The organism is Pseudomonas oleovorans subsp. oleovorans, assembly GCF_002197815.1.
Classification (GTDB): Bacteria; Pseudomonadota; Gammaproteobacteria; order Pseudomonadales; family Pseudomonadaceae; genus Aquipseudomonas; species Aquipseudomonas oleovorans.
Genome location: NZ_NIUB01000014.1, coordinates 43,636 through 55,342 on the forward strand (window position 1 = coordinate 43,636; position 11,707 = coordinate 55,342).

At 65.3% G+C, this 11,707-nt stretch carries 7 protein-coding genes; 2 read left to right on the forward strand and 5 right to left on the reverse strand.

The window, feature by feature from the left end:
* Positions 1–171 precede the first annotated feature (171 nt).
* Positions 172–5,070 carry an alpha-2-macroglobulin family protein gene (locus tag PSOLE_RS10500; protein WP_074856125.1) on the reverse strand — a complete coding sequence of 1,633 codons (4,899 nt, stop codon included), beginning with the start codon at positions 5,068–5,070 and terminating at the stop codon, positions 172–174.
* A 140-nt stretch (positions 5,071–5,210) separates the two neighbouring features.
* Between PSOLE_RS10500 and PSOLE_RS10505 the strand changes: the two genes are divergently transcribed.
* Both PSOLE_RS10505 and PSOLE_RS10510 read left to right on the forward strand, forming a co-directional pair.
* The gene (locus tag PSOLE_RS10505) at positions 5,211–6,560 is read left to right on the forward strand and encodes an MATE family efflux transporter (protein ID WP_074856127.1); all 1,350 of its coding nucleotides are present in this window, start codon (positions 5,211–5,213) and stop codon (positions 6,558–6,560) included.
* 34 nt (positions 6,561–6,594) lie between these two features.
* Positions 6,595–7,050 (forward strand): DUF2214 family protein, encoded by a 456-nt coding sequence (locus tag PSOLE_RS10510; RefSeq protein WP_074856129.1) that lies wholly within the window; start codon positions 6,595–6,597, stop codon positions 7,048–7,050.
* Between the two features lie 128 nt (positions 7,051–7,178).
* Here the strand turns inward: PSOLE_RS10510 and speA are convergent, their stop codons facing one another.
* The 4 genes from speA to PSOLE_RS10530 all read right to left on the reverse strand — a co-directional run bounded on the left by speA (position 7,179) and on the right by PSOLE_RS10530 (position 11,525).
* Positions 7,179–9,092 carry an arginine decarboxylase gene (speA, locus tag PSOLE_RS10515; protein ID WP_074856131.1) on the reverse strand — a complete coding sequence of 638 codons (1,914 nt, stop codon included), beginning with the start codon at positions 9,090–9,092 and terminating at the stop codon, positions 7,179–7,181.
* A 121-nt stretch (positions 9,093–9,213) separates the two neighbouring features.
* Positions 9,214–9,585: a translation initiation factor Sui1 gene (locus PSOLE_RS10520; RefSeq protein WP_074856211.1), complete on the reverse strand. Its 372-nt coding sequence runs from the start codon at positions 9,583–9,585 to the stop codon at positions 9,214–9,216.
* Between the two features lie 330 nt (positions 9,586–9,915).
* Positions 9,916–10,464, reverse strand: coding sequence for an NUDIX hydrolase (locus PSOLE_RS10525; RefSeq protein WP_074856133.1), 549 nt, complete (start codon positions 10,462–10,464; stop codon positions 9,916–9,918).
* Complete coding sequence (locus tag PSOLE_RS10530) at positions 10,464–11,525, reverse strand: DUF2333 family protein (protein WP_074856135.1); 1,062 nt, start codon at positions 11,523–11,525, stop codon at positions 10,464–10,466. The genes PSOLE_RS10525 and PSOLE_RS10530 overlap by 1 nt, the downstream gene beginning before the upstream one ends.
* Positions 11,526–11,707 lie beyond the last annotated feature (182 nt).

Genomic DNA, 11,707 nt, shown 5'->3' on the forward strand with positions numbered 1-11,707 from the left:
TTTTTTGCCCTCTCCCCCAGCCCCTCTCCCGCAAGCGGGAGAGGGGAGCGATATGAGGTAACCCTGATACCGAGTGCAGCCTGACTTGCAAGCCGTGTGACGCACATCTGACAGCTGACACGCTCGGCCCCCTCTCCCATTCATGGGAGAGGGTTGGGGAGAGGGTCGCTTTTAGCGCCCCCTCACCACCAGACTCTCCGGCGCACTACCCAGCGCCTGCCAGCTCGGCCGGTACATGGACTCCACCTGCGGTGGCGGTACCCGATAGCTGCCCGGCGTCACCGCACGGGCCAGGTAGAGCAGATGGCTGGCGCCGTACTCCTCCACGTCCACCGCTGCCACGTAGCGGTCGCCACGATATTCCTGGTGCTTGATCCGCGCGTTCTGCATCGACTGACGCCATTCCTTGACGTTGCTGCCGGCGTCATCGAGGCTCGCCGCGCTCTGCGCCAGGTTCTGGTTCTCCAGCTCCAGGCCAGCCGGCAGCAGGTCGACGACCAGCGCATCCGGTACGCGCTGCTTGGCGCGCACAGCCAGGTGCACCAGCACCAGCTCGCCGCTGTCCAGGCGCTGCAGATCGAGCGGACGGCCGTCCATGCCCAGGTATTCGCGCTCGATGCTGAGGTTCTCGCCACCGGCGCGCGGGGCCTGACTCGGGTAACCGGACAGGGTCAGCTGCTGATACAGCGTGGTGCTGCCGGCATTGCTCACGCTCAGCGGTTCGGCCAGCTCCGCACGCTCCAGCTTGATGCCGGGCTGCTGGTTGCTCAGTTCGAACTGGAAGGCGCCGCTGGCAAGCGCAGCGCTCCACGCCTGTTCCGGCTTGCCGAGAATGCCGCGACCGGCGAGGAACAGCGAGTTGCGCTCCTGGGTCGACAACCAGCGCTGACCGGCCAGCTCATCGGCCAGGTTGAACAGCCGCTGCTCGCGCTGGCCGGCAGCCAGGTCGTGCTCTTCCAGCAAGGCGAGAATCAGCGCCTGGTCGCGCAGCGGGCTGCCGTAATCGGCCATCCAGCGCTCGCCATCGCGCTGCTGGACCAGCCCCTGATTCAACGCCTGCTCGGCACGCGGTGCATCGCCCATCAGCTTCAATGCGGCGGCCAGTTGCACCAGCGGCAGACCGGAGCGGGCGTCGTTACGACGGTCGAACAGGCTGCGTAGCGCGCCCAGCGGCGCCTGCTGGCTACGCGCCAACACGTAGCCGGCGTAGGCCTGCACGGCGAAGCGGGTGTGGGCGAAGTCCTGGCTGTAGCTGGCCTCGATCAGGCTGCTCTGCTGCAGGTAGCGCAGCAGGCGATCACTGGCCTTCTTCAGTGCTTCCGGCGGTACGCCGAAGCCCTGCTCGCGAGCACGCAGAAGGAAATCGGTGACGTAGGCGGTGAGCCAGTATTCCTCTTCGCTCTCGGCACTCCACATGCCGAAGCCGCCGCTATGCCGCTGCATACCAAGCAGACGCTCGATGCCCAGCTCGATGCTTTTGCGTCGCTGCTCGTCAGGTTCACCCTCAAGGCCAAGGCGCTTGAGACTCGCGGCATCGGCGTAGAGCGACGGATAGAGGCCACTGGTGGTCTGCTCCAGGCAGCCGTAGGGGTAGGCCTTGAGCGCACGAATCTGCTCGCCGAGGTTAAGCGGCGGGCGGCTCGACAGCGCCAACACGGCCTCCAGCCCGGCCGGTTCGAACTGATTGAGGGTGCCCGCCGGCATGCTCCAGGGCTTGCCCTCACCCAGTACCGCGCGGAAGTGTTGCAACTGCGCCGGGTAGGCCGGTCGGATGCCCAGTGTCCACTCGCGGCTGAAGTCGCCCAGGGTCTCGTTCGGCAGCGCCAGGCCCTGCACCTCGACATGGATGCGGCCCTGGCCCAGGCCACCCTCGGCGCGTACCGGAATGCGCAGGGTGGTGCGCTCGCCATCCTTCAGACTGATCGGCGACTCACCCTTGCCGAGCAGGCGCAGCTGGCCCTCGACACCCAGTTGCACATCGAGCTTCTGCTCGCTGCCGGACAGGTTGGTCAGATCCAGCGCCAGGGTGGTTTCGTCACCACCGGCAAGGAAGCGCGGCATCGACAGTTCGGCGATCAGCGGCGCGGCCACCACCGTCTTGGCCTCGGCCATGCCGAAGCGCTCGTCGGCCCATGCCTGCGCCATCAGGCGCAGCTCACCGTTGAAGTCGGGGATATCCAGGCTGACTTCGCCCTCGCCCTTGTCGTTCAGCTTCAGCGCATCGCTCTGCAGCGCGACGATCAACACACTGGTATCCGGACGTTTGCCACCGGCGGCGAGGCCGGCGTCACCGCCGAAGGCCAGGCTGGCGACACGCCCCTGCGCTTCGATCAGCTGACCGTAAATATCCAGCTGGTCAGCGCCATAGGCCTTGCGCCCGAAGAAGTTGGCGAAAGGATCGGGCGTGGCGTAGCTGGTGATGTTGAGGATGCCCACGTCCACCGCAGCGACCAGCACATGCACGGTATCGGGAATGCTGCCGTCGGCGTTACGTGCACTGACCTTGACCTGCAGCGGTTGCTTGGGACGCATCTTTTCCGGCGCTTCCAGACTCAGCGCCAGCTTGCGCGGGGCACGTTCCAGCGGCAGGTGCAGCAGGCCGACCGCGCGTTTCGGCGTGACTTGCGCCTTGCGCTCACCCGGGCGAACCACCAGGGCGCTGAGGTAGAGGTCGTGACGCGCCCATTTCTCGTCGATGGGCAGTTCGAAGGTCTTGCCTTCGGCCGGCACGCTGATCTCCTGCCACCACAGCGGACCGTCGCTGGACTCGACCAGCAGGTAGCCGTTGCCGGCAGCCGGCGGGGTGACGGTGATCTTGGCCACGTCGCCCGCGGCGTAGGCAGGCTTGTCCAGCGCCAGCTTGACTTGGTCGGGACGCACCGCACCACCGTCGACATTGTCCTGCCAGCGGTAGCCGGCCCAGAAGCGCAGGCTGCTGACCAGGCCGGTCTGGTTGTCCACCACCTCGACCCGGTACGGGCCCCACTCCACCGGGAAGCTGACCTTGGCGGTGTCGCCCGCGGCGACCTTGAGCGGCTCGTCGCTGAGGGTAAGGAACTTCTCGTTGTAGTTGTGACGCCAGCCTTCGCCGTCGGAGAAGCTCCAGAAGTAGTCGCGGCGCTCACGCACCAGACGCACGTTGAGGTTGTCAGCCGCCAGCTTGTTGCCGGCGGCGTCGGCCACCAGAACCTCGAATTCGGCCAGGCTGTCAGCATCGACCTCCTCGCCGTCGAACAGCCCGCGCACACCCGGCAGACGCTCGGCGGGCCATACCGGCTGCACGATACGCCGGGTGATCGGCCGGCCGCCGGACTCCTGCAGACTGGCCTGGAGGATCAGACGCAGCGGCGATTTGGCGTCGCCCCAGCGGTTTTCCGGGCGCAGCACGGCGCGGCCCTGGTCGTCGAGACTGACCTCGTCGAGCTCCTGATCCTGGCTCAGATCAGCCTCGGTGATATCGCCGAACTGGTACCCCGGCAGGCTCGCCACCGCCTCACGCAGCAGCCGCACATAAAGCTGTCCGGTCAGGCGATTGCCAGCGGTCGGCGCGCCGTAGAGGTAACGTCCGGACACCGCGAACTCAGCGCTGTCGCCGGGCGCGTAGGGCTGCTCCTGGCCCTTGAGTTCCAGGGCCATGCGCTCGGGCAGGAAATCCTCGACGAGAAATTCATAGAGCTGTGGGCTGCCGTCACCTAGGTCGAGCAATAACTGCCAGCGCCCGGTCGGCGCCTCTTCGGCCAGCGGCAGCTGATACTGATAAAGGCCGTCATCGCCGGCATTCCAGACGAACTTGCGGCTGATCTGCTCATCCGGGCGGCGTACCTCGACACTGACCGGCTGCGCCTTGACCGGGCGACCATCGGCATCACGCAGCAGACCATTGAGCAGCACGGTCTCGCCGGGGCGATACAGATCACGCGGGCCGAATACGAAGAACTGCAGGGCGTGTGCTTTCGGGCCGGTGATGTCGAATTCGGCCAGGTCCAGCGCCGGTGCGTTCAGGCGCAGCAGGCTGGTCTGCTCGTCCTGCCTGGCCACCAGCACCTGGGCCTTGGCCGGCAGCGGCAACTGCGCATGGCCCGCCGAGTCGGTCTTGCCCTCGGCAAGCAGCGCACCGTCGCCGTCGAGCAGTTCCAGCTGCACCCCGGACTGCGCCTTACCGCCTTCCAGCGCCTGGGTGAACACATCCAGGCGGTCACGATAGCGATGGGCGGAGAGGCCGATATCACTCAGGGAAAACAGCGTCGCTGGCTGCGAGTAGCTATAGCTGCCAGCCTCACGCATCACCGCCAGGTACACGCCCGGCTGCTTGAACGGGTCCAGGCCGGCGATGGGCAGCAGCAGGGTTTCACGGGTATTGCGCGCAGGGTTGAGGTCGAAGCGCCCGCCGTAGACCAGATCGGCCATCGGCAGCAGTTCGCGGGCTTCCCAGGTATCCAGGTTGCTGGCCCGGCCCCAGCGCGACAGGAAGCGCGGCAGCGCCTCGGGCTTGATGCGGAAGAACTCGACATTGACCTTGTCGACGTTCAGCGCGATCACCGGCAGGCCTTCGGCCAGACGGGTCGGCAGCAGCGAACCGCGGCTGGCGAAACCGACGCTGGCCTGCAGGTCGCGGGTTTCGAAACGGCTGACATGCTCTTTGGCCAGCTTGCCGCCATTGATCGACGTCAGGCCGGCATCGATGGTCAGCACCAGTTTGCGCTGCGGCTCCAGGTGGCGCAGGCGCAACTCGCTGAGGTTGTCGGTCAGCTCCCAGGCGCCGTCGACCTTGCCAGCGGTGCTGTCGACCAGGTGCAGGCGCTCGGCGAAGGGCTGGTCGGGGTCCAGCGGGATGAAGAAGGTCACCGACAGCGCACTGGCGCCGTCGAGTTGCACCTCGGAAACGTCGACCACCTCCAGCTCGCGCCCGGCGTAGCGCTTGGCCAGCGCGTCGCGGTCGACCGCTGGCTTGGGCGCCTGCGGCTGTTGCGCAGCAGGCGCGCCAGGGGTCACCGTGGCAGGGGGCTGGGAAGAATCACAGGCGCTGAGCAGGCTCAGCAGCATGGCCAGAAGCAGTCCTTTGTTCGGCATTGCGGGCTCCGGAGAGTAGGGGCGCGAAGGCCATCACTATAGCCGAGCGGCCAATGCGCCGACGAGGCAAGGCGACGAAATCCGCCAAGCTGCGCACACTCCGCAGGGCGCCTATAATCGGCGTTTTTCTGGAGCCGTCCATGTCCGCTCTGCTCGATGCCTGGCGCCACACCCCGACCCAGCGCAAGGTCTGGGCGCTGGCGGCACCGATGATTCTCTCCAACCTCTCGGTGCCCATGGTGGCCTTGGTCGACACCGCCGTGGTCGGCCATCTGCCACATGCCCACCAGCTCGCTGCGGTGGCAGTCGGCAGCAGCCTGTATACCCTGCTGACCTGGGCCATGGGCTTTCTGCGCATGGGCAGCACCGGTTTCGCCGCCCAGGCTGCAGGGCGCGAGGATGGCGGCGCGTTGCGCCAGGTGCTGGTGCAGGGGCTCGGTCTGGGCGTGTTCATGGCCCTGCTTCTGGGTCTGCTGGCCCTGCCATTCAGCAGTGCCGCACTGAGCCTGATGCAACCCTCCGCCGAGCTGGATCAGTTGGCGCGCCAGTATTTCCAGATCCGTCTGCTCGGCCTGCCCGCCAGCTTGGCGACCTACGCCCTGATCGGCTGGCTGCTGGGCACGCAGAGCGCCCGTGGTCCGCTGGCCATTCTGCTGACAGCCAACCTGATCAACGTAGCGCTCGACCTGCTGTTCGTGCTCGGCCTGGAATGGGGTGTGGCCGGTGCGGCCTGGGCCTCGGTGATCGCCGAGTGGAGTGGCGCCCTGCTCGGCCTGTGGCTGGCCCGCGGTGCACTCGCACACTATCCCGGCCGCCTCGACAGCAGCGCGCTGAAACGCTGGAGCAACTGGCGCCCACTGCTGGCAGTCAACCGCGATATCTTCATCCGCACCCTGGCGCTGCAGTTGGTGTTCTTCCTGATCACCGTGAAAGGCACGCGCCTCGGCGATGCCACGGTGGCGGCCAACGCGCTGCTGCTCAATGGCCTGACGCTGACCGCCTACGCCCTCGACGGCCTGGCCCATGCCGTCGAGGCCCTATGCGGCCACGCGCTGGGCGCGCGTGATCGCGCTGCGCTGCGCCGTTCGCTGCTGGTAGCCGGTGCCTGGTCGCTGCTGGCCAGCGCCGGCTTCGCCCTGTTCTTCCTGTTCGGCGGGCACTGGTTCGTCGGCCTGCTGACCGATATCGCCGAAGTCCGCGAACTGGCGCTGACCTTCCTGCCCTACCTGGCCCTGCTGCCGCTGCTGGCTGTGTGGAGCTACCTGCTCGACGGCCTGTTCATCGGCGCCACCCGGGCCCGCGAGATGCGCGACGCCATGCTCATCGCCCTGGCTTTGGCACTGCCACTGGCCTGGTGGCTGCAAGGCCTGGGCAATCACGGGTTGTGGTTGGCATTTCTGGCCTTCATGGGGCTGCGCAGCCTGGTACTGGCTGGCTATGCTTGGCAGCTGTCGCGGCGCGACCTGTGGTTCGCCCGAGCCGGCCGCTAATCCGCCTTCAGCCCGTCTGCCGCAAGGAGCTCCCATGGCCGCCGCACTCGTCGCCTATCTGCATTTTCTGGCGATCTTCGCCCTGTTCGCCCTGCTTAGCGTCGAGCATGTACTGTTCAAGGCGCCGCTTGACCTTGCCCGCGCGCGCAGCCTGATGATCACCGACCTGGTCTACGGCATCTGTGCCGGCCTGGTGCTGGCCACCGGTGTCGCCCGCGTGCTGTGGTTCGGCAAGGGCGCCGCCTACTACATGGGCAACAGCCTGTTCCATGCGAAGTTAGGGCTGCTCATCCTGGTCGGCTTGCTGTCGATCGTGCCCACGGTGGTGTTCATCAAATGGCGCAAAACCCTGAAGACAGGCCAGGTGCCCGCGCCCAGCGCTCGGCAGGTACGTCTGGTGACCTGGAGCATTCGCATCGAGCTGCTGCTGTTGCTGGTGATCCCGCTGCTGGCGACGCTAATGGCGCGCGGTCATGGCGTCATTGGCTGAACCGAGAGACACAAAGCATCGCCGCGAAAGCGCCGCCCACAGAGCAGCACCGTAGCCCGTATGCAATCCGGGAACGATGTCTGACGTTGCACCATCCCCGGATTGCATCCGGAGTTGCCGCAGGCGGTTTACGACGCCAGGTAGGACGAACGGGTCAGGCCCAGACGCAGAGCGTCGAGGAACTGGGTACGCTCACGGGCGCTGATCTTGGCGCTGGCCACCTTGTCGCGGTAGTGGGTCATCAGCTCCTCGGGCGACAGGTGCACATAGCGCAGCATGTCCTCGATGGTGTCGTGGGTCTCGATGCCGGCGTGCACCACGCTGCCATCGGCGCCCTGATAGATGTTCACCGAGTCGGTATCGCCGAACAGGTTGTGCATGTCGCCAAGGATTTCCTGATAGGCGCCGACCAGGAAGATGCCCAGCACATAGTCCTCACCCTCGCGAATCTCGTGTACCGGCAGGCTGGTCTCGATCGACTGCTCGTCTACATACTGACGGATCTTGCCGTCGGAGTCGCAGGTCAGGTCCTGCAGCACGGCGCGGCGCAGCGGCTCTTCGTCCAGACGTGACAGCGGCAGGATCGGCAGAATCTGGCCGATGGCCCAGGTGTCCGGCAGGCTCTGGAATACCGAGAAGTTGCAGATGTACTTGTCGGCCAACTTGTCGTTGAGCTCGTCGAGCACCGCGCGGTGCGAGCGCTGGCGCGCCTTGAGCTGGTTGTGCAGGCGACGGCAGATGGCGAAGTAACACTGCTCGGCCAGCGCCTTCTGCGCCAGGCTGAGCTTGCCAGCCGAATACTGCGCGGCCACTTCCTCGATGTAGTGGGTGGCGCGCCAGTAGGTCTCGGCGACCATTTCCGGGTCGCTGTCTTCCAGTAGTTCGATCAGCACCTGCAACACTTCCGGCTGCTCGACGCTGGCATCGATCTCCGGCACCTTGTCGTTGTGGCGCTCGACATCGGTGACCTGCACCAGCAGCACGGCATGGTGCGCGGTCATCGCCCGGCCGCTCTCGGAGAAGATGTGCGGATGGGGGATTTCCTGGCGGTCGCAGAACTCCTTGAGCATGTCGACCACGGCATCGGCGTAGTCCTGCATGTCGTAGTTGATCGAGCTGGCATTGCGCGAATGGGTACCGTCGTAGTCCACACCGAGACCGCCGCCGACGTCGATGTGATCGACCGGCAGACCCATGGCGCGCAATTCGCCGTAATAGCGGATGGCCTCGCGGAAGCCCTTGCGGTAGTCGGCGATGTTGGCGATCTGCGAGCCCATGTGAAAGTGCAGCAGGCGGATGCCCTGATCCAGCCCGGCAGCGCGGAAGCGCTCGACCACCGAGAGAATCTGCGCGGCGGACAGACCGAACTTGGACTTCTCGCCACCGGTGTCGGCCCACTTGGAGGATGCCAGCGAGGACAGGCGCACGCGCAGGCCGATCTGCGGCGCGACCTTGAGGTCAGCGGCCTCCTCGATCACCAGGGCGACTTCCGACTCTTTCTCGATGACGATGAACACGTTGTGGCCGAGCTTCTGCCCCATCAGCGCCAGGCGGATGAACTCGCGGTCCTTGTAACCGTTGCAGACGATGGTGCCGCCCTTCGGCGCCAGCGCCAGCACGGCCAACAGCTCGGGCTTGGAGCCGGCCTCGAGGCCGATGGAGACGTTCTGCGTGGCGATGATGTTCTCGATCACCGCCTCCTGCTGGTTGACCTTGATCGGGTACAGCGCGGTGTAGCGGTTCTGGTATTCCAGGCGCTCGATGCTGGCGTCGAAGGCACCGGTCAGGCGGCGCACGCGGTCCTGCAGAATGTCCGGGAAGCGCACCAGTAGCGGCAGGGACAGGCCGCTCTGACGCAGTTCGTCGACCTGCTGATAGAGATCGATGGGTTGGCTGTCCGGCCCGTTGGGACGCACCTCGATACGCCCGGCGTCGTTGATCGAGAAATAGCCGGCGCCCCAGTGGCGAATGCCGTAGACACTGCGGCTATCGGCTACGGTCCATTGGCTGCCGTCGTCTTTGCGGGTGCGTCGTGCGGACATCGGGTTCTCCCATGAGAAAAGCCTGACCTTACTGGCGGCCAGTTTAAAAATTAAGGAAGCAAGATGACGTTTGCTCGGCGGTTGACCGTACGAGCGTCATCGAAGTTTAGAAAAGGGCGCTTCAGCCGCCGGACTTCTTCGCGGTAAAACCGCGTTTGCTCAGCTCGGCCAACAACAGATCGACATGGTCGCCCTGGATCTCGATCACGCCATCCTTGAGCGCACCACCGGTGCCGCAGCGCTTCTTCAGCGCACTGGCCAGCTCCTTGAGCGGCTCCTCGGCCAGCGGCACGCCGCTGACGGTGGTGACGGTCTTGCCGCCACGGCCCTTGGTCTCACGGCGCACACGGGCAATACCGTCGCCATCGAGAATGCGTGTCTGTTTGCAGATGCAGGCATCCACCGCCTGGTTGCAATCCGGGCAATGGCGACCGCCATCGGTGGAATAGACGAGACCGCTCAGGGCGGCAAATGAAGAGGCTTTCTTGACCACCGGCTTGTCCTCGTAGGGGTCAGGATAGGCGAAGCCCTTCTGCCAGGGGCAGCGCAAGCGGACAGACGTCCGCCGAAAAGGCCGCGCAGTGTAACGGCAAAGGCCAGACTTGCTAAGACCAAATTTGCGTCATTGTGCGGCACTTTGGCGACGCCGTTCGCCATCGCGCACGGCGCGCTCGGATTCCGCGACGCCGTAGGGTGCGCTGTGTGTACCAGGCCCCGCATCCGAGGTAAGGGCGGTGCGCACAGCGCACCCTATGCGCAGGAGCTAACACAACCACCCTCTCCCGCCCTTCGGGCACCCTCTCCCGCAAGCGGGAGAGGGTCATCAGCCGGCCGCAAGCGACCTGTTTATGTAGCGCTCCAGCGCCGCCAGCGAATCGGGGCAATAGGGCAGACGACGGGTTTCTTCCAGCGCCTGCTCGACGCTGATAAAGCGCGCTTCCAGTACTTCTTCCGGCTGCAACACCAGCGGCGCATCGGATACCGCCGAATAGGTCATGCACCACAGGCGACTTTCCGGAGCGTCATAGAGAAAGTGCGCATGCTCGACCAGGTCGGCATCGACGATGCCCAGTTCCTCGGCCAACTCTCGCTCGGCCGAAAGGCGGTAGTCCTCGCCTTCGAGCACCATGCCGCCGGCCGCCACGTCCCAGTAACCGGGATATAGCGCCTTGCTCAGGGTGCGCCGATGCACACACAGCAGACCGGCCGTATTGAATAGAAGAATGTATGTGCCGCGCCCGATCAGCCGGCGCTCGCGCATTTCGGCCCGGGAAACGCCACCCAGTAGCCGATCACGCTCGTCAACCCAGGCCACCTGCTCGCGGTCGGAGGCAGCACGATGCGCAGCCTCCGCTGCCGAAATGGCGACCATCAACCCTGGCTCAGCAACTGACGCAGATCGATCAGACCCGCATTGGCGCGCGAGATGTAGTTGGCCATCACCAACGAGTGGTTGGCCAGAACACCGTAACCGCTGCCGTTGAGGATCATCGGGCTCCACAGGGTGGCCTGCGCGGCCTCCAGCTCACGAATGATCTGGCGCACACTGACGGTGGCGTTCTTTTTCGCCAGCACGTCGGCGAAGTCCACCTCGATGGCGCGTAGCAGATGAGCCAGCGCCCAGGCCTGGCCGCGAGCCTCGTAGAACACGTTATCGATCTGCAGCCAGGGCGTCTCGTAAACGCCGCCTTCACCAATCACCCCGGACTCTTCGGCATCGCTGCCCACCTGCAGCTTCTCGTTCAGGCGCACCTGACCAACGCTGGCGGACAGCCGCTGGGACAGCGAGCCAAGACGTGTGCCGGCATCACCCAGCCAGTTATTGAGATTGTCGGCACGCGCATAGAACTGCGCGTTTCTCTGCGCCGGGTCGGCCAGACGAGCGAGGTAGCGATCCAGCGACTTGATGCCCTCGCGGTACTCGGACTCGGACGCCGGCAACGCCCAGCTCTTGTTGTCGAAGTGAAAACGCGGCTCGGCCTTGGCCAGGTCCGGGTCCTCGGTGGACTGCGACTGCGAACGGGCGAAGTCCTTGCGCAGCGCACGCGAGAAATCGCGTACCTGCACCAGCACGCCGTATTCCCAGCTCGGCATGTTGTCCAGCCACAGACCGGGTGGCGCAAGATCGTTGGACAGATAGCCGCCCGGCTTGTCGAGCAGCGTGCTGGCGACCTGCTTGAGGGTTTCCACCGAGGTGTAACCGGTGACCATCTGCCGCTGCGCCTGCTGCGCCGAATTCTGCGCATGCTGCTGGACCTGGAAGGCAGACGGTTCCTGACTCCAGTACCAGCCGACCACCAGGGCGATCAGCAGATAGACACCGATCAGGCCGCCCAGAGCTCGGGCAATCAGGCTGCCGCCACTGCGACCGCCCCCTGAGGTCTTGGCGGCGCCGTCTGGCGAGTTCGTCGCACGATTCTTCCAATCCAGCATGGCAGTGTCCTTTTCAAGCGAATTCGAGTGTTCGACCACAACCCGACCAACGGGTTGCGACCTGCTACGCACTATAAGGCAAGCCCACAGCAAAACGCAGGGCAGAGGGGCAAACTTACCGCTGGTAAGAGAAAACTACATTTCTGTCGCTTATTCGACAGAAATACCGACGCCAATTGATC

Excerpts from the sequence above, each read along its gene's own strand:
- PSOLE_RS10500 (WP_074856125.1), bottom strand. The coding sequence starts at position 5,070 with ATGCCGAACAAAGGACTGCTTCTGGCCATGCTGCTGAGCCTGCTCAGC.
- PSOLE_RS10505 (WP_074856127.1), top strand. The coding sequence starts at position 5,211 with ATGTCCGCTCTGCTCGATGCCTGGCGCCACACCCCGACCCAGCGCAAG.
- PSOLE_RS10510 (WP_074856129.1), top strand. The coding sequence starts at position 6,595 with ATGGCCGCCGCACTCGTCGCCTATCTGCATTTTCTGGCGATCTTCGCC.
- speA (WP_074856131.1), bottom strand. The coding sequence starts at position 9,092 with ATGTCCGCACGACGCACCCGCAAAGACGACGGCAGCCAATGGACCGTA.
- PSOLE_RS10525 (WP_074856133.1), bottom strand. The coding sequence starts at position 10,464 with ATGGTCGCCATTTCGGCAGCGGAGGCTGCGCATCGTGCTGCCTCCGAC.
- PSOLE_RS10530 (WP_074856135.1), bottom strand. The coding sequence starts at position 11,525 with ATGCTGGATTGGAAGAATCGTGCGACGAACTCGCCAGACGGCGCCGCC.